This window comes from Paenibacillus oralis, assembly GCF_003863965.1.
In the GTDB taxonomy this organism is placed as follows: Bacteria; Bacillota; Bacilli; order Paenibacillales; family Paenibacillaceae; genus Fontibacillus; species Fontibacillus oralis.
Genome location: NZ_RRCN01000001.1, coordinates 5,891,587 through 5,915,476 on the forward strand (window position 1 = coordinate 5,891,587; position 23,890 = coordinate 5,915,476).

The 23,890-nt window shown below is 44.5% G+C and carries 23 protein-coding genes; all 23 read right to left on the reverse strand.

Features of this window, described 5'->3' with window-relative positions; all coding sequences use genetic code 11:
* Positions 1–70 precede the first annotated feature (70 nt).
* Positions 71–565 (reverse strand): DUF6933 domain-containing protein, encoded by a 495-nt coding sequence (locus tag EHV15_RS26280; RefSeq protein WP_128633832.1) that lies wholly within the window; start codon positions 563–565, stop codon positions 71–73.
* Positions 566–1,304: 739 nt separating this feature from the next.
* On the reverse strand, positions 1,305–1,400 hold the full coding sequence (gene comI / locus EHV15_RS38095; protein ID WP_221928471.1) for a competence inhibitor ComI: 96 nt from the start codon (positions 1,398–1,400) through the stop codon (positions 1,305–1,307).
* A gap of 807 nt (positions 1,401–2,207) precedes the next feature.
* Positions 2,208–4,928 (reverse strand): endonuclease, encoded by a 2,721-nt coding sequence (locus EHV15_RS26285; protein WP_128633833.1) that lies wholly within the window; start codon positions 4,926–4,928, stop codon positions 2,208–2,210.
* Positions 4,929–4,941: 13 nt separating this feature from the next.
* Positions 4,942–5,754 carry a zinc metalloprotease gene (locus tag EHV15_RS26290; RefSeq protein ID WP_178075964.1) on the reverse strand — a complete coding sequence of 271 codons (813 nt, stop codon included), beginning with the start codon at positions 5,752–5,754 and terminating at the stop codon, positions 4,942–4,944.
* 43 nt (positions 5,755–5,797) lie between these two features.
* A complete protein-coding gene (locus EHV15_RS38445; RefSeq protein WP_218571248.1) occupies positions 5,798–6,100 on the reverse strand; it encodes a M14 family zinc carboxypeptidase in 303 nt (100 codons plus the stop codon).
* Positions 6,057–6,266, reverse strand: coding sequence for a M14 family zinc carboxypeptidase (locus EHV15_RS38450; protein WP_218571249.1), 210 nt, complete (start codon positions 6,264–6,266; stop codon positions 6,057–6,059). Before EHV15_RS38450 ends, EHV15_RS38445 begins: the two co-directional genes overlap by 44 nt.
* Positions 6,267–6,906: 640 nt before the next feature.
* Positions 6,907–8,130, reverse strand: coding sequence for a histidine phosphatase family protein (locus EHV15_RS26300; protein WP_128633834.1), 1,224 nt, complete (start codon positions 8,128–8,130; stop codon positions 6,907–6,909).
* Positions 8,130–9,530 (reverse strand): S8 family peptidase, encoded by a 1,401-nt coding sequence (locus EHV15_RS26305; protein ID WP_218571250.1) that lies wholly within the window; start codon positions 9,528–9,530, stop codon positions 8,130–8,132. Before EHV15_RS26305 ends, EHV15_RS26300 begins: the two co-directional genes overlap by 1 nt.
* 13 nt (positions 9,531–9,543) lie before the next feature.
* Positions 9,544–9,864 (reverse strand): protealysin inhibitor emfourin, encoded by a 321-nt coding sequence (locus tag EHV15_RS26310; RefSeq protein WP_128633835.1) that lies wholly within the window; start codon positions 9,862–9,864, stop codon positions 9,544–9,546.
* A gap of 45 nt (positions 9,865–9,909) precedes the next feature.
* Complete coding sequence (locus EHV15_RS26315; RefSeq protein ID WP_128633836.1) at positions 9,910–11,037, reverse strand: M4 family metallopeptidase; 1,128 nt, start codon at positions 11,035–11,037, stop codon at positions 9,910–9,912.
* A 476-nt stretch (positions 11,038–11,513) separates the two neighbouring features.
* Positions 11,514–11,855: a hypothetical protein gene (locus tag EHV15_RS26320; RefSeq protein WP_178075965.1), complete on the reverse strand. Its 342-nt coding sequence runs from the start codon at positions 11,853–11,855 to the stop codon at positions 11,514–11,516.
* A 172-nt stretch (positions 11,856–12,027) separates the two neighbouring features.
* A complete protein-coding gene (locus tag EHV15_RS26325; protein WP_128633838.1) occupies positions 12,028–13,260 on the reverse strand; it encodes an NAD-dependent epimerase/dehydratase family protein in 1,233 nt (410 codons plus the stop codon).
* Between the two features lie 17 nt (positions 13,261–13,277).
* Complete coding sequence (locus EHV15_RS26330; protein WP_281281663.1) at positions 13,278–14,165, reverse strand: patatin-like phospholipase family protein; 888 nt, start codon at positions 14,163–14,165, stop codon at positions 13,278–13,280.
* The gene (locus EHV15_RS26335; protein ID WP_128633840.1) at positions 14,140–14,613 is read right to left on the reverse strand and encodes a GtrA family protein; all 474 of its coding nucleotides are present in this window, start codon (positions 14,611–14,613) and stop codon (positions 14,140–14,142) included. The genes EHV15_RS26330 and EHV15_RS26335 overlap by 26 nt, the downstream gene beginning before the upstream one ends.
* Positions 14,598–15,737, reverse strand: coding sequence for a glycosyltransferase family 4 protein (locus EHV15_RS26340; RefSeq protein ID WP_128633841.1), 1,140 nt, complete (start codon positions 15,735–15,737; stop codon positions 14,598–14,600). Before EHV15_RS26340 ends, EHV15_RS26335 begins: the two co-directional genes overlap by 16 nt.
* Before the next feature lie 11 nt (positions 15,738–15,748).
* Positions 15,749–16,462, reverse strand: coding sequence for a response regulator transcription factor (locus EHV15_RS26345; RefSeq protein ID WP_128633842.1), 714 nt, complete (start codon positions 16,460–16,462; stop codon positions 15,749–15,751).
* Positions 16,459–17,901 carry a HAMP domain-containing sensor histidine kinase gene (locus tag EHV15_RS26350; RefSeq protein ID WP_128633843.1) on the reverse strand — a complete coding sequence of 481 codons (1,443 nt, stop codon included), beginning with the start codon at positions 17,899–17,901 and terminating at the stop codon, positions 16,459–16,461. Before EHV15_RS26350 ends, EHV15_RS26345 begins: the two co-directional genes overlap by 4 nt.
* Positions 17,902–18,485: 584 nt before the next feature.
* Positions 18,486–18,959, reverse strand: coding sequence for a GNAT family N-acetyltransferase (locus EHV15_RS26355; RefSeq protein ID WP_128633844.1), 474 nt, complete (start codon positions 18,957–18,959; stop codon positions 18,486–18,488).
* Between the two features lie 791 nt (positions 18,960–19,750).
* A complete protein-coding gene (locus tag EHV15_RS26365; protein WP_128633846.1) occupies positions 19,751–20,158 on the reverse strand; it encodes an ABC transporter substrate-binding protein in 408 nt (135 codons plus the stop codon).
* 101 nt (positions 20,159–20,259) lie between these two features.
* Positions 20,260–21,612: a SpoIID/LytB domain-containing protein gene (locus EHV15_RS26370; protein WP_178075966.1), complete on the reverse strand. Its 1,353-nt coding sequence runs from the start codon at positions 21,610–21,612 to the stop codon at positions 20,260–20,262.
* 302 nt (positions 21,613–21,914) lie between these two features.
* On the reverse strand, positions 21,915–22,346 hold the full coding sequence (locus EHV15_RS26375; protein WP_128633848.1) for a hypothetical protein: 432 nt from the start codon (positions 22,344–22,346) through the stop codon (positions 21,915–21,917).
* An 82-nt stretch (positions 22,347–22,428) separates the two neighbouring features.
* Positions 22,429–23,184, reverse strand: a complete 756-nt coding sequence (locus EHV15_RS26380; RefSeq protein WP_246061981.1) for a DUF4367 domain-containing protein — start codon at positions 23,182–23,184, stop codon at positions 22,429–22,431.
* On the reverse strand, positions 23,177–23,755 hold the full coding sequence (locus EHV15_RS26385; RefSeq protein WP_128633850.1) for an RNA polymerase sigma factor: 579 nt from the start codon (positions 23,753–23,755) through the stop codon (positions 23,177–23,179). Before EHV15_RS26385 ends, EHV15_RS26380 begins: the two co-directional genes overlap by 8 nt.
* Positions 23,756–23,890: the final 135 nt, after the last annotated feature.

Here is a 23,890-nt window from a genome sequence, read left to right on the forward strand (position 1 = left end):
GACCGAGGGCCATAAGACCCGAAGCGTGAATGTGGTGTTATGTGATGCCAGTGCCTCCCTGAGTTTGCTTTCACACCGTGTTGTAGTTTTTATGATCTTGGATTGATTCATTAAAAAAAGCTATCGGTTCCTTGTAATCTATTGGTTTATGAATCATTCTGTTCAGCCACTTCATTCGTTCAATGCCGTCTTTAAAATCATCATCAGTAAAAAACGTAACTTCCTTCATCGTTCCTAATACGCTTCTACTGTTTGTCTTTGATATAACAATTTCTGCACCAAACTCTAAGTATGTATTGATGTGGCTTTCCTTAATCCCTTCTTGGAGTAAGTATTCCCGAAGAGTTACCATAAATTTTTCTTTCAGACGCTCTAACTGTCCTGTTCTTATTCCATCAATGATTATTGCTAATCTGGTTAGATCATTCACAAAGACGATGTGTTTTCGTTTATTTAAGTTGTAAATATTAACATGCCAACTTAAAAACGGTGGCCCATCATTGTCCTCAACTACAGTTGTCTTCATATCTTTCAATAAATCTTTAGTAAGTCTAAAAGTAATCAATTTTGATTTTCCTTTCTCGCACTGGTTTCGCATAACGTTCTGTGCTCACGAACCCGAGAGGCCTAAGGTGTGAAGCACCGGGTTCGAGACTTAGCCTTACAGGGCGGTTCGCCTGGCCCACTTCTCCAAAATACCTCGGGCGAACCAATGGGCGAATGCCCGAGCGTAAATGTGGTGTTATCTGATGTCCACGCCTTCGAAGGACTACTCTAATCATTAAATTCCAATTCAAATGGATATCGAATTCTGCATTAGTTTCGTTTGCAAAATGAATCAGTTCAGAATCCAGATATAGTGCAGGGGTGAAACCATTTTCGATGACTATTACTACATGTTATATGATGTCAGCGCCTGCAACAAATTTTCCCGCCATGTCAGTGACTTCTTCGAATTACTTAACAATAATCCTTCAACTATTGTTTTCCGTTACTTTAATGATCAAGCAACGTTGATTTCACTTCCCCGAAAACCTCCTGCAGTACAATGCCCCGACAGGGACCGCACCGTGAATACGGTGTTATAGGATGTTCCGGCCTTCCTGAGCTACTTCAAAATGACTTATTCATGTTTTTATAATTTCTTTGTTTAATCTTTTCCTAGTCCCTGTAGATATGGTATCATTTGTATAAGAAAACCGAGTGCGGCGAACACTCGGCTATACAATTGGCTTGGATGGGTTATTCCCTTCTAAGTCTAGGCAATAAAAACCCACCTCTGGCGCTAACCTTTGGGTGGGTTTTTACTTTCTCTTGTTGTTCGAGTTGATGTACGTTAAAAGTGCAAGGATAAACATTCCGAATAGAAACATGATATGCAATGCATCTTTAACCTCCATGGTCTCACCTCCTTTCGAAGGGAAACCATGCCCACCCAAGATTCAATTGTACTTCCTTATTCTACCATAATGTCCCAACAATTGATAGAATGTTTGTTCGCCTTTCTCTTTATACAAGCTTTTGCCGGAATTTCATATAACGTTTTTTCGACTAATTCCCCCACACCCCGAATCGAGTGAATCTCTGCATTCATAAAATCTTCCATAATGGTATATTAGACGCACTGTCCTCTAATCCTTTTCACTGATGGGGGTCTTTTTATGATACGGTCCAAGGGCTTATGCGTTTGGGGTCGCCTAAGCAACGTGAGTGTAAAACAATTCGAGTTTAGAAATGGTTAATCCTGTTTCTTCTTTAACCAAGCGTCCCGTTATCTCCTATTTGTAAAACATAATATAATTTTTATAAATGAAATACTAAGAAAAGGGTGAATTTTAAATGCAGTGGATAGAAGTTCGCACGATCTTTCCCGATCAATATGTTCTGCTTGAAATTCTCGATTCGCTGACTGAAAATAACATAGTATCCCCTACACCAAAACTGGCTGCCACCTTATCACCTGAGTTCAAGGGATGACTGCTCATAGCTATAAGCTTTCCTGAACCCCCAGTCTTTTAGACAAGGGTTTCTAATACAAAGAAAAGAAACCCTTGTCTAAAAGACTGGGTTCCTACATATGATACAGTCGAAAGACTCGGCCCCCTGGGGGTTAGCCCATTACGCTCCTGAATTAGACGAAATTGTCAGCGTTGGACGATTTTAAAGCAAAATCTTTAACCAGTCAAACCGAATTTGCTGAGATTCTGTTAGCTGAAGTCGATTTGTCCGGCGATCTCCGGAAAATCAATCAACGGGTTGCGATTTCCCTGCAACTCGTAGATGGCCCGGTTCCGATGCTTCTCATGTAGGGTCACCGAATGCTCCTGATGCCAATTCAGCAAAAGCCCGACGTCCACCCTGGACTTTTGCCCCTCGATCTTGCCGGGATAGCGCAGCAGAAAATACAATACGGCTCGTGCAACCTCTCCCTTCCCATACTCCGGCTCGAAGCGAATGTGGCCACCGCGTTTCCCGCATTCGTTGCGGATCCGCTCCCGGTACGCCTCCGGATTGTAGTCCGCAAAGTCATAATAAGGAATGTTGCTTCGAAAGCTGTTACACTGGGATTCGCAAATGAACAGGTGGTGTATGTCGCCGACCATGGGGTTTTTCATGCCAAACCAGGATTGAGGTACTACATGCTCCACATTGAAGCCGAACCGCTCTTCTATCAGTTCCTCAAAGCCTTCCTCATCAGTCTGACCGCGCAGCGCCAAACTCTCGAGAAATTCCCCGCGCTGCTGCTCCATACGGAAATCCTCATGAATCAGTTGCTCGGCATCCAGGTCTTTGCCGGAATAGATGCTCCTGAGAGTGCCATCCTCACGCAGATCCACTACTGAATACAACTGCGCTCTACTGGCTTTGTAAGAAAAAATGGTGGTGTGGGTGTCCAGAAGAAGTTGGTGCATCTGCCGGAACAACTGGCCGCCGTCTGCCCGAAACGATACAGAGCGGTAATAATTCACAATATCCAACTTGTCCTTCTCCGCATCGTAATATCCCTGCTGCTCCTCCATCCTGAAGCGATTCAGATTCAGCTGGAGCAGCGTTTTTTCCATGGTACTTAAACCGGCCAGGCTTACGGCAGGGATAAACGGTGCTTTCGCCTGTTCCGACTCCTCGCTGTCCTTGTAGACGATCCGTAGTACCAGGGGCACGTGGTCGGAGATATTTTTGACATAATCAGCCATGGATTTGTCGTAGCGGACAATTCCGACATCGTCCTGCTTGCCGTTGTAGTTAACGATCCCGGTTTTCGTATCTTTGGTAACTACGATGTGGTCAATCAGCGATTTGTGATCACCCACATACGAAATGTGTCCGGCCTGAGCGTCGTCTAATGTTAAGGTGATAACCGAAGGCGAATTCACGACGGAGCTGAGAGAGGTGCTGCCGGCATCATCGTTCATATCGCCGCCCAGGATGATTGGCACCTGCTTGAACTCCTCCGTTTTTTTCAAGTCCTCAATGATGACGGATAGAGCTTGGGCAGCCAATGTTCGCCGTTCCGTGCTAGCCTGGTCCCTCATGGCCTTGAGATGAACGACAGTCATCAGGAAGCGGATATCCTTGCCCTCTTCCTTCACTGTACACATGGCAAACAACGGCTCCCGCTTCGAAGGGAAGACCCTTTTTCCGTTTATCTCGGAGCTTAACAGACGGCTGTATTTTCGGTTGAGGTCGTCTCTTAGCTTTACATTGGCAGTGGTGGTGTCGTACAGAATGGCCAGGTCCTGACCTCCCTCAGCGTCCAGGTACACGTAGTCCATGGCTGCGCCACGGCTCAGAAGAGCCCTCTTCAACCGGTCCAAAGCCCCCTTTTCCACTTCTACAAGCCCCAGGGTATCCATAGACATATCAGCCACAATTTGGGCGATTTCCTTAACTCGCTGGTTCGTTGCTCCGCCATTAAAATTCTCGATGTTCCAGAAACCGATATCAGCGAAGCGCTTGTTCCCCTTGAAGGAGGGAATCTCGATTTCGGCCAGATCATTGCTATTGTCGATCAACCCCTCCACATCGTAAAAGCCAAGATACGGAGAGGTATCTTCCAACTGATGTGTCAGTCGCATCGCCGCCGCATCCCCGCCCTGGGCCAAGGCCACCAGCTTGGCGACAATGGCGGAGATGCGGATGCCCTCGTTTACTGCTTGCTGCTTTGCTTCGTCAATGAGGCCACCGTGATGTAGGGCCACAAGCTGCCACTGGTTGTTGAACACAGCAGCTCCGGACGAACCACGCTCCGTATCCGTGGTATAGTGGATAACCTTTTCATAGACATAGCTTACGGTGTTATCTTGAAGAGCTATTTCCTTCTTCCTTCCCCTTGGGTGCTGAATAATATTGACATATTCTCCACGGGTAATGGTGGCCGGATTTCGCAAAAGCTTCACCGGTACAATATCCTCGATTCCAGCGGACTCACAGGCCACAATGGTAAAGTCCAGTTCCTCGAACGGAGATGTAATAAAGAGCTCTTCGGGTTTTAACTTGAGCTTAATGGCGTTTCCGTTCTCCTCATAGCCGAATTCAGCATAGCTGTTCGCAGCTTCTACAGCGTCGGTCAGCACATGATGATTGGTCATTATCAGTCCCCGCTCGACCAAGAAGCCGGTGCCAATGCCATTTGGAGTTATGATCCGGCATATTGCTTTGGCCCGGTCCACGCCCTTGCTCAGAAAATCAATAGGGAGTAAATTACTTTCCTTATTGATTTTCTCCAAAATCAGTCTCTCAGTTTCTCTGCGCAGCTCCTCATTGTCCTTCCAGGCCTTTTCATCAGGAATAATCTGAAGAATGGAGATGGCGCGGCGTTTAACCAGATCGCGGTAAGCATCAGATGAAAGCGGCACAGTATTGACCGAGGTATATCGGCTGTCCATCGAGGATTGGGATGGGATTAATGGATCTTCTGTCGTAATCATGCTCTCGCCTCCTTTATTGATGCGGATCAGCTGCCCGGACACCCACTCCGGCCGTCGTGAGAGGCCATTCCGCTTGGTTTCCCGCAGGATACATCCGGCTGATAAATTGCTTGTCCATTTCCGATAAAACTGTATTCCTCTTCACCTCAAAATCACCGATGGTTTGACTGTTGGGAATGGGATAGACCATGATCGATTTAGGATCAAATGCCGTAGCGAAAGCTTCCCTGAACGTGTATTTGTAGAACAGGTTATAGTCGATTTCTCTCTTAGTCCAATTATTCGGGGGCCCCATGTAATAACGGTACACCGCCTCTTTGTCCCAGGGAATGTTGGCCGTCGGGCTTGAGTGTTCATGAGGGCAACCTAACGCGTGACCGAACTCGTGAAGGACCGTACGTGAATATTCCTCGGGGCTAGTTGATGGGGTAAACCACCCGAAGTTCATAGTGGGCTCATTCTTCGGAGCAAGTAAGCAATCGGTTCCGAGGAGGGACCAGGAGCCTTTGTACTTGAAGGATATCCGAATCTCCGCATTGGGGTCCCTGACGAAGGAGAATTTGATGTTGGCATACTGCTCCCATTGATGAGCGTACTTCTCCACATTAGCTTGAACAAGCGGATCACCGTCCATAAAGTATACCTTTATGGTTTTGCCGGGTTTCCATCGCTTGCCTATTAAGGCAGCTAGCTCCTTCTCGGAAGCTCCTTCGGTCTCTATCGGCATATTGTCCGGATTCTCCTCTAAAGCTACTCGGTTAGCTTCAGCCTGCAGCTCTGGCGGAAGTATTCTCAGCATGCATGAGTTGGGTTCCTCTTGATTCATATTTACACTTCCTGTCTTTATTTTTTGTTGAATTAAGGCGACGTCAGCCATGAACAGGTTCTGTCACTCTAATCTCTATTTCTTTCCAAGAACCACGGATTCGGTCATACTGACGGGTCATGAAATTAAGCTCTGGATTTGTGGTCTGGTTGTCGTCATCGCCCCAATTGTACATAATCTTCTCGCCGTTGCTATGGATATCCGTGAAGAAGCGGATCTGCGGATAAGTGTCCAGTAGGTGGCGGATATTTTGCGACTCCGGCTCTGAAAAGGGAGCAGGCCCCCGATAAATAAGGCTCTGCTTATCCGTTGAGGTCCCGATACCGCTGTCCCATAAGAAAGTCAAAGTTCCGGTTCAAATCCACTCCCACCGGCTTTCCCATTTCATCGGAGCGACGGTTCTTTTTCCACCAGAAACTGTTGCCGACCTGCATATCGGCAAACAAATCCATCTCATGGTTAGTCTGGGAATAGACCTTACCGTCAGGCTTCGCCTCGGTAAAGACGAACAACTCAAAGCAGCTTAATCAACAGGTTGAGGCAGATCTCCGAGCCACCCCATTTACGGACATGGACGTTACCGGTGATCAGAGGTGCGAGTTTGCCAGTGGCATCGGGTCTTCCCAGGTTTTGTTCGGCAGAGTGATCAGGAGAGACGGCTTCCGGGTATTGCCGCTGAAGCTCAGTCAGGCGTCGATTTCATCCACGGTCATAAAGCCCCGGATAGCCCTCCTTTACGTTGTTGGTAGTACTCGGACTTTACATACAAGCCGATTGCTTTATTTGCAAGATCTAAACCCAAGCCTATTATGCGAATGACAAACCATATTATCCCTCCATTAAAATTTTTTCAATTTATATTTAATTACTCCATTATTTCTTATCCATGGCTGGCTACCGCATGAAAAGAATAATGACAAATGCGGCCGGTTTCATCCTCACTGGAGGCCGCCCGTTGGCTCGCTACCACTTCCGAACTATCAACCGCTTTCGTTCCGAGCGGATGAAAGCAGCAATAGATCAAAAAAAGAAAATGGCAACGCAGGGATAACTCCTCGAATCGCCATTTTCTTTATTTATAACCCTATTTTTTACCAAGCGAGCTGTTCGTCCAAGTAAACGAACTTACTTTTGGGACAGCTCCTTATGAAGTTAGACAAAGGCTATCTCTTCAGCGGAAAGTGTTGTCTTCAGATCTGCAGTATGAACAACCGTGAACCCTTGCCCCTGCCCCATCGGCTTGAGAATGACTAGACCCAGATGTAGAAGTTGTCTGGGTTCTACCTGTCCGCCGAAAGAATAATAGTGACCAATCATGATTTGGTTAAATCCTTCACTCGGAACAGATTCCAGAAGGTCCGGCTTATCCATTTGTCCCAACTGCAGATCAATCGTCACGTTCCTCTGTCCAAATGCCGCTTCTGCTGTTTCTCTTGCCCGCTTCAAAGGGCTAGAACTTACAGGAAGTTGGATGGGAATGTTCTGTTCATCAAGCAATTTCCCTAGCCTTTTGGCCAACCTCTCTCCATCCGGGCTGATACCGGGGTCAGGGCTGCTGGTATCTATGGGCTGTGCATGCCGAAAATATAAATTGTACCCTCCTTGACGGAGCGCCTCCCACAACTCCGAGATCGCTATCGATTTCAACAAGCGTTTAAGCGCCCACTGGGTCTTGGAGGTCTGTGTTTCCGCTAATAAATTAGCTTCCTGAAGCGAATGCTTTAGCTGTTTGGCCTTACTCTCAGCCACAGTTCCATCCTTTTCTTTCATTGACAATTCGACAATGGATTCATCTCCAATGGACCATATCTCTAAGCTTATTTCCATGCTATTCCATTGCCCTTTATATTTTCGGGATTTAAATGAGCCAAGCAAACTGGCTTTGTCCATATTCCCTTCATGTTCCTCAGATTTCCCCTCTACACGCAATAGAGGTTCAGGGGCATGGTCAAGAAACAAACTTCTCCAACTTTCCGATTTCTGGGCGTCCGGAGCATCAACGTCAACGTCGCAGGAGATGCTTAACATCTTTCTCTCTATGCTCCAGTCCACTTCGATTTTATACTTAGGATCATTTAGGTCGAAGCCTTGGAGCTCTGCTTCCTCCAGGGATGCTTGTAAATTGTCTTGAAGAACAGGAATTCTCTTTTTGTAAGTCATTTCCCACTTCTTCTTATTTTGTTTAAGCCGACCTCGCAAAACCCATCCGCTTTCATAGAGAGCGAAATTCATGGTATCCAGAAACAGAATATCAAGCGTGCTACTTTCACTTATGGATAATCCAGAAATATCCTGTTTTAATTCCTGATTCCCTGCCAGCATGTTTTCCGCTCGTAAGACAAATTTTATTTCATATGAGATATCTTTACTGGTCATTAAAGGATCCTCCCCATCAGTTGGCGCAAATCAGGACGGTTCCCGATCCGTTGCGTCCGTGGACGTAAAGGAGCATCCTGTTGTGGGGAACCAGTGCTTCTAAGCAGCTCCCTGGCTCGCTCCCAAGTTAACAGCTCTTTATTTCGTCCCCTAAGGACACCTTGCAAACATCCCAGCACTCCCACAATGATGGGGGAAGCACTTGATGTTCCGCTGAATGTATCAGTATACCACTGATTTTCTCCATTACCTTGCTGCAAATCTCCATATCCTGTTGTTGTAACCTCCCGTCCCCAGCCCTGAACATCGACCATTTCCCCATAATTGGAAAATTCTAATCGGGACCGGTCCGGCCCATGGTTACGATTATGTGTCCCTTCCGGAGGTGCCCCTGCTCCGACAACAATGGCTCCGGAATCACGGTTATTACGGTTAAATGGATTTTTCCAGTTTCTAGGAAACCCGGCGTCTGGTTCATTGTAAATCGGATCATCCAGATTTACATTCCCGTTACCCGCTGCCTCTACGACAATAATGCCTCGTCGACAAGCATATTGAATCGCCTCGAAATCATCTGGCCACCATTCAATGGGAATATACCCCTCTTGGCCACGGCCGGTAGCTTGGGGACCCGGACGATGAAGCTCGATCAGGATAATGTCTCCGGGGTTTAGAAGTTGAGCGGCTTGTACAATGGCCCGAGCCGAGTTTGCTTGTCCCTGGTCCTCAAAAATAGAAATTCCCTTTATCATCCCATCCGGGCATATCCCCTTAATTCCGAATCCATTCTCGTCACCACTAACCTCACCCAAGACGGCTGTTCCATGATTTCTCCACCTCGTATCTTGAACCGAGACACCCCCGGCAAGGCCCCCTTGATTCATTAGGAGATCTTCATGAGAAAACTGCCAACCTCCCTCTATGTCGATAATTTGGACTCCGGCGCCTTTGCCCCCAGGCAAAGTCCATGCAAAATAGGCATCCACTCCCTCTGGTGCGTGCTTTAGGTAACCTTGCCTAATTGTGTAGTCCGGAGTTGTTTCTGTAGCTGCTTCCTCCCCTTTTGTTATTGCTACCGCCGGCTCTGCATCAGGCTTAATAAACGCAGCCTCTACATCACTCTGTTCACGCAGTCGTTCAGCCAGTTGATCCAACTTCTCCTCAGAAACCAGGACCCTGTAATACCTGGAAATATCCTCTTGCTCCATATTGGTCAGCTGCTCATCAGGCAGTTCGCTCCGCTCAGGAATGCTATCAAAAATAGGCTGGAGTCTTGCTCCCTCCGTAGAGAGCATTTCCATTAGATCAACAGCAGAAGCTGTCATGGCTCGGACATTTCCTTCATCATTTGCTTGCAACCCCAGTTGGGGATTAATCGCTACAATTAGTTGACGTCCCACCTTTAACACCTCTTCAATTATTTTTACTCTGATCCATTGCTAAATCTCTAATATAACTGACTAGTGGCTGCAGCTTCTCCGGCATCGTTACATCGTTGAAATGCAGTGTATTACTTGTTCCATCCTTTGTGATGGATAGGGAGTAGTTGATAACATCAGGCAATCGGTTCATTTCTACCTTAGATAATCCGTATTGACTGACCTCAAAAAAACGGGATTCCTCAACCAGCCTAATTAGGCGGGTAGCCTTTTCCTTCGGAAGATCATCCGACTCTATGTGATACGAAAGGCGTAGTCCGAGGAACCCTCCTGTACTTTGAAATGCTAACTTCACCTTACAAAACCTCTTCCGTTACGACCTTGGAAATACCGGACTTGACTAAATAAGCACTAATTCAGGTTTTACAATTGAAGCGGCGGCAGCATTACTGTTGGCAGACCATATTCCTGTTGCCCCCTCATTCATCCCCACTTCCTTAAAGGCTGCTCGCACAATCTGTGTTGTACCAAGAGATAGGATTTGTTCGTTGGTAAGCTTTCTGGCAGTATCAACAATCACCTCTACGGCATCCTTAAATGATGCGTTCGGCCAGAGTCTGGATAAAGCTTTATACCAGATAAGCGCTGCTTTATCTGTGCCAATCTCCATGGAAACTAGATAAAACGCCTTATTGGGAATCCCGCTGTTGATGTGAACGCCCTGATTGTCGTCCGCTCCGATATAGTATTTGCTCAAATGATCGGGCTGCGGGTCTTTGCCCATCAGCTTGTTATCATAGGCGGTACCGGGGGCCTTCATGGAACGAAGGGCTTCACCTTGCAATTCTTTCGCCATTAATTCATTGCCGATCAACCAATCCGCATCGTGAGCAGTTTGCCCCTTAACATGCTGCTGAATTGCAGAGCCGAATACATCCGAAAAATGCTCATTCAACGCGCCAGACTGTCCGTAATACTCCAGATTGGCAGTATATTGGGTTACAGCATGTGCAAGCTCATGAGCTATTACATCCAACGAATTGGTAAAGTTACTGAAGATAGTCCCGTCTCCATCACCAAATACCATTTCACTTCCATTCCAAAAAGCATTCATATACTTCTGCCCATAATGGACATTTATAATCAAATCCATACCTTTCGCATCAATGGAATTCCTTAGCATAACATTCTTGTAGTATTCACGTACTTTACCGATCATCTCATAAACGTCGTTTACGACCGAATCACTGGAGGCGGAATCTCCCTCTTGACGAACAAGTTTTTTTCGGAGCTGTGTCCCATGCTCACAGTCATATACCAACCGATTAGCCTCATGTGCATGGGGAGCCTGCATCGCAATTTCGGCAACATTTGTTTTTCCAGTCTCTTCCCTTCTTTCCTGACGAATCATTTTGCTTTGATGCAAACTTTGCAACGACGCATCAACTCCGGCTTTGGACAAGTTCTCGAGAATAAATTGGGGAATAACATGACAGGTACATGCAGGGGTACATGAATGTTTTTTCATTCGTCTGTTCCTTTCAAAATTGTTATTTAGTTACGGAGTATAATCTCAATTATTTAATAATAAATTATCCTTCAAAAAATTGTTATTATTTATTTTTTATGTTATTATTTATAAGTATTTTTCAGATCAATTTTACTAATACTTACAAAAAAAGCCCCGATCCCGAGCTTTGAGCTAATTATACTAATAATGATATTCAACAACTAGTTAGAAACCTTGAAGTAGGCCGATCCAATCGACTGGACTCCTTATTCCAGGTCCCGCAACTGCGGCCGCATTCGTACTTTCCGTATTCGCGCCCCTTTCTTTCCCTTGCACTCTTTACTTGACTGTACACACATTGTACTTATTGTCCGTGATCAGAACATTTAAATTTCACCGATGATTTTTTGAAATTCTACACGAAATAACCACGGGAACTTATAAAAAAACAACCGGCAGGTTTGCCGGTTGCTTGTGATATCACTTATTTTCTTCTATGTATTGTTGAACACGACCGTAAAATAACTGGAATTATCGAACCCTACTTGTTCGGAAATTTCGGTCATCCTTAGACGGGTACCCTTTAGTAAAGAGCAAGTTTGTTGATAATTCCCCTCGAGATTTTGCTTGGCCTTGATCACCACATTGTCCCGCTGCTCGTCCAGCCAGCGAACAAACAGGTTTACAAATTCGCAGCATTTTTCTTTGGCCCAGGCCAACAACTCAGGAACAGTCTGAATTTCAAGAATGTGCCCGGGATTCAGAGCCTCACCGGCGGCGGCGGCTTGTAAATGTTTGAAATCTGACAGCAACATGCCCGAAAAAACGTTTTGCAAGGCTGCAGTTCAAGCGCTGAGGCTTCCTCCAAATATTCCGCCAATCGCTGCTCCAATGCGGAAAAATCGCTGGTAACCAGCAGAGCCAGCAGTTCTTTCTTCAATTGCCGGGAATCACCTTTTCGTATGCAGTTTGTATGCTTTTTAGGAATTGAACATGATTTTTTGCCTCCTATATGCAATAGTCCGCGTATAGAGGATGAACATTCCCTGGACGCTGCTCCTTTGTCCATGTGCTCATAGCGGGAATCTTGGAATAGTCGGTGCGATATGCGTATTTTTTGGCGATTTCGCTGACTTCCATCATCAGCCCTTCGTTCAGCGTAACGGGAACAAGTCCTTTGGATATAAAATGGCTGTTATCCACATGAAGTTCATTTTCGGCGGCCTCCTTCCGTGGATTGGGAACAAACGCAATTTCGCTTCCCGTCAGCCTGCTGACAACCTGAGCCAGATCGATCACCCGCCGGGTCTCCGTCATTTGATTCATGATCAGAACGCGCTCACCAAGTTCCGGAGGATGGTCTACGGCAAGCTCTAAACAACGCACCGTATCCTGAATATGAATGAATGCTCTTGTTTGCCCTCCTGTACCGTGCACGGTAATCGGATGGCCGACGGCGCCCTGCATCAGAAAGCGGTTCAGAACCGTCCCGTAGTCCCCATCATAATCAAACCGGTTGATCAGCCGTTCATCGGCTTGCGTTTCGGGAGTATTCGTTCCCCAAACGATGCCCTGATGGAGATCGGTTATTCGCAGCCGGTCGTTTTTGTTGTAATAATGGAACAATAGCTGATCCAGCGATTTGGTCATATGATAGATAGAACCGGGATTTGTCGGATAAAGAATTTGTTGATTGACCCTGTCACCGTTATCCGTCTTCACCTCGATATCCAGATATCCTTCGGGTATCCGAATTCCTGCCGAACCGTATCCGTATACCCCCATCGTTCCCAAATGGATCAGGTGGATATCCAGCCCGCTTTCAACTATCGCACACAGAACATGGTGAGTGGCTTTAATGTTATTGTTGACGGTATAGCGTTTGAGCAGGGACGATTTCATTGAGTATGGCGCAGACCGCTGCTCGGCAAAATGAATAATGACATCCGGTTTCTCCTCACGAATGGCGGACAACAACCGATCGTACTCCTCCGCGATATCGATACGATAAAACCGTATCCGATTCCCCGATACTTCTTCCCATGCCCTTAAACGAACATCGATGGACTGAATGGGGGTTAAAGAATTGGTTCCGCATTCTTCGTCAATTCTCCTCCTGGAGAGATTGTCGATGATGATAACTTCGTGTCCCAATCCGGACAAGCGAAGGCTCGTCGGCCAGCCGCAAAAACCGTCTCCCCCCAGAACGATTATCTTTTTGCGTACCTTTGCGTTTGTCATATTCAATCATCCTTTGCTCATGTTTTTTCTGATTCTTGTCCAAGCAGAAAGCTGCGCAAAGCTTCTTTCTTTTGTTGCATTTCTTTATAGCCTTGCATATACAATTCCTCAAGAACCTGCTTGTTACGTTCCATTCTCCCGGCGATTAGCGGTTTCTCGGGACAAATGAGAAAAACATCCCGATCCATATCCATTTTTTGAATATCCTGAGTTGTCCGATTATATATTTCATGCCTGTTCTTCAGCAATTTGATCAACTCCGGATACTGTCTGAATAATCGGCGGTATACCCATCCTAGGCAGCTAGGTTTCTTGATGTATCCCCGGTTTCTTGTCAAAATGACAACATTTCTCCTGTATCCCCGCTCGATGGACGGCTTGATAGGGATAGGATCGGCTACGCCTCCGTCAACCAGAAGCTTGCCTTCAAAGGCAACGCTTGGAGCAAGAACAGGCAAACTGCTTGAAGCGCGGACGAGCGTGAACAGAATTTCAGGCGATGGAAAGGCGTCATGATAGACGGCCGATCCCGTTAGGATGTCTGTTGTGCTGATCAGAAGTTTGACTCCGGATTCAGTGAATGCGCGGAAATCAAAGGGCGCCGCCTTCTCCGGAACGAGTTGAAACAGCAAGTCCATTCGAAACAATTCTTTATGGGTAATCATCCGCTTGAACGAGATAATCCGGTAGTTGTCCGCCAGATAGTTGTAGGCCTCGTAAATCTGGCCTCTCTGTTCAGAAATAAAGTAACTGCCGATCAATGCGCTGGAGGAAGTCGAGGCGACCAGCGGAAACTTCAAGCCCCAATCGCTTAAGCAATCCAGGACTCCCGCCGTATACATGCCTCTCATCCCCCCACCTTCTAGAACGAGGCCTACGTCATTCTCTAATCTTGTCAACGGCACCTCTCCCCTGGTCGTTCATTTCGCTGAATACCAGATATTTGATAAACATAAAGCTGGAAATCGAGGAGATCGCCCCCGAGATTCCCAATGCCGCATTGTAGCGAATCCAGTTTGGCCAGCCGAGAGGGCTAAGAAGATTGTTTGCAGCCAGGAAAGCAATATAGTTAATGCCCAGACTTGCAAGCGCCTGAATAGAAAATCGAAATCGCTGCCTCTTCGTTCCTCTCGCAAAGCCCTTGAACGTGACTCTTGAGTTCCAGAAGTAGCTGTTCAGTACAGCCATGACATAGGAGGCCGCATTAAACATTCCCAACAGGATTTCCCCTGGGTCCGGTTGAATAAAGAGCAGGCTATTCATCGTTGCTACCGCTACTGCCGTATTCATTAAGGCGATGAATGCAAATTGAACGAATTGCTTGAAATTCCGCCGCTTTATCGCATTCTCCATGAGTCCCTTTCGTTTCCCTTCTTTGCCGTTTGCCGATAATAGTCCAGCGCCTGCTCTGCGACTTCCTTCCACCCTTTCCCCATACTCGCTTTATAAGCCGCAGCTGACATGGCGTCTCTAGTCGTTTTGTCTTCAAACCGTCGTACGGCGGCAACGAATCCATCATGATCAGCCGGGTCGAACAAAAGACCGGTGCTTTCGTGATGGATCTGCTCGCAGGTCGGTCCGCTTCTCGCTGCAACGACAGGAAGACCGGACGCCATCGCTTCAAGCAGAACCAGCCCCAACGTTTCGGTGGTGGACGGAAAAACGAAAACATCGGAGGAAGCAAACACTGCGGCAAGCTCCTGACCGTACAAGAAACCTGTGAAAAGCGTATCGGTACCGGAAAAATTTTCTTCCAGAGCGCTGCGGTGCGGCCCGTCGCCAACAATCACCAACACGAATTGATCGGAGGCATCGAATATATCCCGTAATTTTTCGATTTCCTTTTCTGCCGCAAGTCTGCCCACATATAGCAAAATTTTCTTGTCCGGAAATCCTTGGGACAATCGTTCCCGCACGCTTGCATCGTACCGTTCGGGGTGAAATAATTGGCTGTCCACGCCGCGGTCCCATAACTTCACATTGCGAAATTTGCGTTTAGTCAACTCTTCACGAACCGTTCGGGATGTGCACAAATTGATCGTTGCCCGGTTGTGCAGCAGACGCAAGTACAACCATAGAAGCCCTCTCATGAAAGGAAGCCCGTAAAAGTCCAGATACCGTGAAAGATTCGTATGGTAAGAAGCCAGCAAGGGAATGCCCAATTTCTTCGCGTAATATACGCCGGCAGCGCCAAGCAACGCCGGATTGACGACGTGTACGATATCAGGCCCGTATTCCTTCAGCAACATTCCGACTTTACGGCTAGGCAATGCGAATCTTTTGGTGCGATAAAAAGGAAGCGTGCTTGTCGGCAGCCCCTGAATACGGGCAGCGCCAAATCGCGATATGCCTAAATCAGGCGCTATAATAGCTACCTCATGTCCGGCTTCCAGGTAATGCTGTATGGCCGCCGTTAAGCGTGTAACAATTCCATCGGTCGATGGAAGAAACGTTTCTGTCACGATTGCAATTCTCATCCAGCCCCTCCTCAGGTCTTGTTGAAGCGATAGCCGGCGCCCCACACGGTATCGATATATTGCGGATTGCTGCTATCCTTCTCGATTTTCGACCTGATTCGGTTGATGTGCACCGTGACGGTCGCATTGTCGCCAATATAATCGCCTCCCCAGATTCGTTCGAAGAGCTTTTCCTTGGAGAACACGATATTGGGGTTACTGGAAAGAAACAGCAGCAGCTCAAATTCCCGGGTTGTAAGCTTCACCTCTTCCCCGCGGACAAATACTTTGTAACCCTGTGGTACGATGTACAGATCTTCTACCGCAATGACTTCTTCAGTTCCTTTTGGTAAAGCCTCTCTGTCTTTGCTTCCGCTTGTCAACCGTTCATAACGAGCAAGATGCGATTTTACTCTCGCCACAAGTTCTGCCGGATCGAATGGCTTCGATATATAATCATCCGCACCCAGCCCCAAACCCCGGATGCGATCTACAGATTCCGTTTTGGCCGTCACCAATAAGATGGGCACATCGTAGACATTGCGAATTTCCTTGCATAACTCAAATCCATCTTTAAACGGCATCATGACATCCAACAACAGCAGATCATATCGCTTGGCTTTCAGCATATCAAGGGCCTTAACGCCGTCGGGGGCAATTTCCGCCTTAATATGATGGATCTCCAGATAATCCCTTTCGATCGCGGCTATCTCTTTATCATCTTCAACAATTAACACACACTTCATGGGTTCACCTCCTCCACCGGAAGTTCAATGATAATCGATAGTCCATTCTTACTCTCTGCTGAGATGCTTCCGCCATGGGCAATCACGATTCTTTTCGCAATCGCCAGCCCAAGTCCGCTTCCCTGCGTGGCAGGATTGCGCGACTCATCCCCCCGGTAAAAGCTGTCAAACAGCCGATTCAGCTGTTCCGCAGATACTCCTGCCCCGTCGTCCTGTATACAAATGATCACTTGACCGTCCTGCTCGAACATCGTAACGGTAATGTGAAGCTTTTGGTTCAGATTGTGCTTGATGCTGTTATCGAGTATATTCGTTATGGCGCGCGTCATCTGCTCTCCGTCTATCCATACTTTCTGATCGGTACAGCTGCTATTCAGGGTCAGAACGGCATTGCCTTTCTTCAAGTCATATTCCAGCGAATCCAGCAGCGTAACGATGAAATTCTGAATGGAAACCGATTTGAACGTATAAGGGAACGTGTCGGTTTCAAGCCTTGAGAATAAAAACAAGGAATTGATCAGGCTTTCGATGACGCAAGCTTTGCGATAAACCACGTTCAAATATTCCTTTTGCTTATCGGGCGTTTTGGCAATATCATCCAGAAGTCCCTTAACATAGCTTTTGATGGAGGTAAGCGGCGTCCGAAGATCGTGGGAGATCCCGGCAAGCATTTCATTTCTGTCCCGTTCATATTTCTCGTTCTTCTTCAAATTCGCTTTTAACTGATGTTGCATTTGATTAAAGGAGTCGCAGACCTTCTCCAATTCCTCGGCGCCTTGACAGGAAATATCCTGACTGAGGTCCCCCTCCTGAATGCGCTGCGCACCGTCACAAAGGTGGTTAAGCGGAACCATAATTTTCTCGATCATCTTATTGGCAAAATACAAGCTTACCAGTATGACCATAATGACGATGGCCGAAATGATGAGAATTGACATCATTGCAAATGCGACCGTATGGCCAGCTCCGTCTTCCCGATCGAAGAACCGCGCTACGACCAATGTAACCGGCGTCGTATCGGTCTCTATCCTATTCCACCAAAGATATAAGTCGTCATCCGGAACCCAAAGCGATTGATTGGCCGTATATAGATGGTCCTGGGAAAGGTATTTGGAAATATGTGAATATTCCTTATCTCTCATGTTCGTAAACAGCGTTTGTCCGCCCTGTTTGGCATAAACAAAATATTTCTTGTCGGCGAATCGATTCATCAACTCGTTCTGAACCTCCGCCTGTTCCGAAATCCCGTTCATGTCGACTCCATCCATAATGCTCATCATTTCGAGAAAGGTTTCGTTCATCGGACCAATCTCTTTAGAATCCGTAGAGAAGAGTGCCTTCACAATGAAGACGAATATGGAGCCGATAATCAGCATGGCGACAAGCGGAATCACAACCATCAACAGATTGTAATTGAATAATCTCTTCTTTATCGTCACTTAATGATCTCCCTTATGTAAAATCGGCCAATAATCCTGTGATACCCCTTTGATATTAGAATTACTTGATAAATCAAGGATAAAATACAGATCTAAATTCCAAAGGTAAAAGATATAAACATTTCATAAACAATAGTCGTTCCTTAAAGGTTTTGACTACCCACGATGAAGAAATCGTCATGTTGGTTGCCTCCATCGTACATATCCATCAACACGGCGCGGGGCAAAAGGAAGCAGCAATTCCAAGCCATCGGGCGATCAGGCGGAGACTTACGGGTTTCGTTTGAGGTGCATAACAGGCATTTGATATCGAAGCATCGTATTTCTACCCTGCAAAATGGAAGCGAGGGCTTCGATCAGCCTGATCTAGAAAGTTGAAAGCCTGGCATTGGGGTTTGATATAAAAAAAATCGTTCCTTTCAGATAATATTGGTATTCACGAAAATACCCCAACCTTAGATAACTCTTATCTTAGGCTGGGGCGTTTGTTGTCAGAGCTCCTTCCATGATTATACACCACTACCAAGGGACAATAATTCCGAAGCGTGAATACAGTGTTATATGAAGTGGCCTCTTCTTCGAACTTACCCACCAAAATCATTTAATATGTATTCAAATTCTACTTCATGTTTTATTGGTATTTCATCATATCCGTACAAAGGTATCGAGGGTTTTAAAATCCTTGCTTCAGTTATTGCATTTTTATGAATACAAACCATATCAAATCCACGCTTCTGATAGAATCTAATTGCCTTTATATTGTCATTGGATGTTATTAACCATACTCTCTTACAATCTAATGACTCTGCTCTTTCTATAACCAATTGAATTAGCTTACTTCCAATACCTTTTCCTTCTAATTTACATTCTAAAGAAACAATTTCACATTCTTGTCCAGAAACATTATAGAAAATACTTCCCTGGATTTGATTTTCTTCAATAAATACAAATCCTCTCAATTCCTCTACTCGATGTATTTGACCACAAGAAACAATTATATCTCCGAAAATAGATCCCACTTCTTGTCTGAGATCTTCATTAATTTCTATAAATGGCATGGTATTGGTCACCTGCTCTTTTATTTTATTATCCCTTCGGCCATTTCATATAACGTTCTTTCCACGAAATCTCCCATATCCCTGAATCGAGTAAATCTCTGCATTCATATAATCTTCCATAATGGTATATTAGACGCAGTTTCCCCTGATTCCTTTTCGCCGATGGGGGTCTTTTTAGGATGTGGTTTATGGACTTATGCGTTTGGGTCGCCTAGGCGACGTTGGTGTAAATCAATTCGAGATTAGAAATGGTTAGTCCTGTTTCTTCTTAAACCAGGCGTCTCATTATCTCCTATTTCTCATGCATGATATATACTAAGGACGGGGTGAATTTGAGATGCAGTGGCAAGAAGTTCGCACAATCTTTCCCGATCAATATGTTCTGCTAGAAGTTCTCGATTCCCACACTGAAGATAACATACAATACGTTAAAGATGTCGCTATTGTACGAACCATTCAAGACCCTTCTGAGGCTACCAAAGAGCTCTTAAAATGCAAAGATAACAACATCGTTTACCATACAGGCCAAGAAGAAATTACTATCGAGATGAGAAGGCCTCCATTCTAGAGAGGCCGATAACATGCGGATCGAATATATCGATAACCTGCTGCAAACCTCTATGACGATCCGTAATAAAGGTTGCTCCCTGACTGTCGATCATTTAATCATTGATACCGGTTCCCTCTCTTCCTAGTCGTGGCTACCCTAGCACCCGAATAAAATTGAAGACGCGAATTCGCTCGCGTCCTTTTTAAGCACTTGTCTTTTTGTATTTGAGACATACCTATATTCATTCTGAAGTGACCTCAATGATCTCTTTGTCCTGAGTAGCCCCATCACTTCCTAAGGCTTGAACATAAATGCGGTCATGAAAAGTCCGGCTGCCAAAGTTCCATGTTAAAGACCAGCCGTCACTTCCATCTGTGTCGTACCCAATGAGCTCTCTTTCCCCCCAAGTTTCCGTACCTGTCGGAGTAATCCAAAATAGAACGGTATCGATGTTTTTAGCCTTCACATTAATGGTCATGGTATTAACATCTTTGTGAACAATCCACCAACCGGCATTTTTCGGCAAATCCGTAGATACCTCCAAAATCTCAGCCTTCCCGTCCACAGCTTGAGGTTCTTCAGATATGTTACATGCTGATAATATTAAGACGAATAAAAGAAATATACCAATGATTTTTAATCTCTTCATAATTTCCCTCCATTTAATTTTTTAGAATAGAAAAAATACGATTTCATCGAAAAACCGTCAAACCATATAAAAGCGTTTGACGGTTCAATACAGATTATAAGTCAGTATTTACCCACTTGAATGTAATCATCACTTTTATCGGAGAAGCTATAATAATAACTTAAAATAGTATAATAATCATATTCAGGGTAGTTTGTAGCGATATATTGAGTCCCCCATTGAGATAGGACCCCACCAAACGCCTCTCCAATTTCCCCTTTTTTGCCTGCTCTATATTGGGCATCAAATACTTTCCCATTAGAGTTTCTCATAAAAATTCCAGAGACATCATTTACCGCGTTATCGGTAGAAGTTTCATTAGAATTTTCAACAAAATGTTGGTAATTATCCGGGTTATCAGTTAAGTGCGCCCCATAGTTTGTCGCTGGTTTTCTCGGATATGTTGCATTATACCAAGCGTAGGTTTTAATTGTTATTGCACCAGCTTGCAACGCCTTTTTATTCCAAGATGCATACCATTCATTAGGTAAGACTTGCTTCGCATAACTATCAAAACCGATATTTTTGAGAGTACCCGATTTTGTTATATATAGTTTAATAGTAGATGGGGTGCTTGTCGCGCTAAATGGTTGAATTGTTTCCGCACTATTACCCTTGCTTGCCTTTTCCAGGCTAGCTCTTTCCAGTTGAAGTTCGAGAGGATCTCTGGTGTTCTCGTTTTTCTCGTTTTCGATGGCGCTAGATTCGTCCAGTGAAGAAGTTTTCTCTACTTCTTCAGTATTTTTCATGGTGTCATCAGTATTTTCACTTGAAGGTAGAACTTCATTATTAAAATTAACGATAATGCCTTTTTCTCTTTGATCAACTATATTTTGAGCTTTTGTTACGGCATCCGATTTAAACGTATACCCATATTTGTCTAAGCTGGTTAAGTCATAAACATTTTCATGACCGATAATATATTCTGTTCCGTCAAGGTTACCAGTGGCCACTAGCTCATATCTCACACCGTTATAAAAAAATTCGCTCTCCTGCGAAACATTGTAATTGAACCCGATATAATAGTAATGAACGTTATCATATAATGTGGTATTTATTTCTTTAAAATAAGGTTCAATTTCCATGATGTGAATTGCGGGTAATTCTTTCACTTCATAGACTTCAATCGAATTTACAGAGAGAATACCGGTTCGGTTCTCAAGTTGATCTTTGCTTGGGAAAGTTGAGTAAGATTTTTGAATATCAGGAGAATAAGAATCGACAAAAGCTTTCCAATCTTTGGTGTTTATTGCTTCCATATATTTCTGAACAACTGTTGGAATGTTTGCTTGAGTTGAATCTGAAGCAAAAGAATCTAGTTGCTCATCAGATGCTGCTGCACTTGCTAGAGGCACCGTAAAAATCATCGATAAAATTGCTAATATCCCAATCCATTTCCCCATAAATTTGAACATCGTTATAACCTCCATAAATGTTTGTTAAGACGCTTGCACATCAAAACAGCTTTCATTGGAGAAAATCAAATAAATTTGATAATCCGCTCCTTTTTGGCACAATTACCTCAATCCCTATTTGCAAAAGTCTAATAATATTGTAAAGTTATTTTAGCCAACTTCTTTTGCAAATTTAAGAATTTGGCCGCCAAGACGTAACCAATCTCGCCCTGAACAAGCCTGTGTTGGTTGCGTCATTTTATTGTAATAGGTTTAATAAAATACACCTATCTACAATCTAGTTGGAGTAAATGTAATCCCTTTCAATACGTGACCTCAGACGACGTTCTGGTAGCTGTCTCCAGAACTTTGCTTCCGTCTTTAATCTTGGCTGTGGAAACAACTCTATACGTGTTGCCTGATGTCACATAGTACTCCTCTTCCAGGCTATGTGATCCCTTACCCGTAAAAGACTCACTCCACGATTTAACTACCGACCAATTGCTTCCATTTTTACGCTGGAGTTCAATGGATAGAGTCGAATCATAAGCGTCCGGGTAATATACATAACCACTCGAAACAGCTTTTCCTGTTTTTCCAATAGATAAAGAGGAACTCAGGACAGAGATGTATTGATAGAAAGGAACTGCAACATCCTCCTGAATTGATACATTATCGCTACGAGCCTGGGTAATAGGAGCTGCTGTAAAAACCAAAAAAATCACCGACAACAATACAGCCGTTTTTTTCTTCAACAATGCATCCCCCATTCTGTTTTATCCTTTCAACAATATTAGACGTCTAAATCCCTATTATGTAACACATATGGTAAAAAATTTATTTGACCAACGTAACGCTCTCTGCCATTTCGATAAGTTCTTCTATTCTTAAATGAGGCGAATCGCCCAAGATTAGAAATAATCGACCTTCATTTTGCCATACTAGTGTAACTACATTTTTCTTCCGGACAATTAGCCCGTCATGTCCTTGAATCGTTGTATGGCTTACTTCATCAGCTTCTTCCGTATCCACGTTCATACCACTGTTTTCGTTATTCTGCTGAAACAAGATATAACCATTGGAATCATTCATATATTCGATAGATTTTATGTTCTGAAGGTTCTTCACTTCTTCGATACGATAACCTTCCGGAACTTCCGTTGGTACATAGGCATTTTCCCAGTTAATTTGAAGATGACTGTCTTTTAAGTTTTGAGAGCCCTGTCCTAATCGAATTTCTATGTATTCCTCTTGCACTCGAATGAACATATTCAAAACTTTGACTCTTACCGCCTCAACGTTCAAGGCAACAGCGAATAGGAAGACAGCTAATAAGACAGCTACTTTCTTATAACTGGTTGCAAAAAAGCGTATAGTCTGCTTCAAATGATAAAAGGCGAAATGACGATTTAAACGCATGATGAAGCTTAGCTTTGTCTTTTCCGAAAGGAGGTAAAGTGGATTGTTGCTCAATTCCGTATTTTCGTCAAGAAGCATTTTACCTTCCAGTTCGGCAAAGCGAATCATGAGCAATTTAATTTTTATTTTCTCATATTCTTCTTCAAGCAATTTGGAATCCATTGGGTTATTCATCTTCGGCACGATTTTCGGCTCCTTGTGACAGTTTTCGAAAGGCCCGCTGTCTGGCACGCGCAATATACATTCGGACATGCTGGGCAGGAATATCCATAATTTCCGAAATTTCTTTATCGCTCAGTTCCATGATGTATTTGAAATATAATAAATTCCGATCCTTCTCGGACAATTGGAACAGAGTTTGCTCAAAAGTCTTCATTTCCTCTTCATGCAGGAAATTCTCTTCTGTTGCAGCCTGCAGATCGGGAATGTGATCGGCTATATCATCAGTTAAACCTGAAAAAGAACGTTTGGAACGGCGTGCTTTTTTTCGGATATAGTCCAGACAAACATGTTTTAACGTATAAACGATATACGATGTCCTTTTGTAACAGTCTAATGATCTCAAAAGAGGAATTTTGGGCATCAATTTCAAAAAAGCATCTTGAATGAGATCATCCACTATGCCAAAATCGCCGGTAATGCTATAAGCTCTCTTTTTCATTAAAGGGTAGTACTTTAGATATAAATTCGTTATGTACTCTTTATCGTTTTCATCTTCTACAATAGCCAAGAATATGAGAGACACTTTGTTCAACTCCTAATCGTCTGAATCGACTAAATGGAATAAAATCCACCAAATAATGTTTAACAAGAAAGATAATATATCCCATATTAAGAGTATACTAGATATAGTCTGCATTTTTAACAATATAACTTGTTA

Excerpts from the sequence above, each read along its gene's own strand:
- comI (WP_221928471.1), bottom strand. The coding sequence starts at position 1,400 with ATGGAGGTTAAAGATGCATTGCATATCATGTTTCTATTCGGAATGTTT.
- EHV15_RS26285 (WP_128633833.1), bottom strand. The coding sequence starts at position 4,928 with ATGATTACGACAGAAGATCCATTAATCCCATCCCAATCCTCGATGGAC.
- EHV15_RS26290 (WP_178075964.1), bottom strand. The coding sequence starts at position 5,754 with ATGAATCAAGAGGAACCCAACTCATGCATGCTGAGAATACTTCCGCCA.
- EHV15_RS26300 (WP_128633834.1), bottom strand. The coding sequence starts at position 8,130 with ATGACCAGTAAAGATATCTCATATGAAATAAAATTTGTCTTACGAGCG.
- EHV15_RS26315 (WP_128633836.1), bottom strand. The coding sequence starts at position 11,037 with ATGAAAAAACATTCATGTACCCCTGCATGTACCTGTCATGTTATTCCC.
- EHV15_RS26325 (WP_128633838.1), bottom strand. The coding sequence starts at position 13,260 with ATGACAAACGCAAAGGTACGCAAAAAGATAATCGTTCTGGGGGGAGAC.
- EHV15_RS26335 (WP_128633840.1), bottom strand. The coding sequence starts at position 14,613 with ATGGAGAATGCGATAAAGCGGCGGAATTTCAAGCAATTCGTTCAATTT.
- EHV15_RS26340 (WP_128633841.1), bottom strand. The coding sequence starts at position 15,737 with ATGAGAATTGCAATCGTGACAGAAACGTTTCTTCCATCGACCGATGGA.
- EHV15_RS26345 (WP_128633842.1), bottom strand. The coding sequence starts at position 16,462 with ATGAAGTGTGTGTTAATTGTTGAAGATGATAAAGAGATAGCCGCGATC.
- EHV15_RS26355 (WP_128633844.1), bottom strand. The coding sequence starts at position 18,959 with ATGCCATTTATAGAAATTAATGAAGATCTCAGACAAGAAGTGGGATCT.
- EHV15_RS26365 (WP_128633846.1), bottom strand. The coding sequence starts at position 20,158 with ATGAAGAGATTAAAAATCATTGGTATATTTCTTTTATTCGTCTTAATA.
- EHV15_RS26370 (WP_178075966.1), bottom strand. The coding sequence starts at position 21,612 with ATGTTCAAATTTATGGGGAAATGGATTGGGATATTAGCAATTTTATCG.
- EHV15_RS26380 (WP_246061981.1), bottom strand. The coding sequence starts at position 23,184 with ATGAATAACCCAATGGATTCCAAATTGCTTGAAGAAGAATATGAGAAA.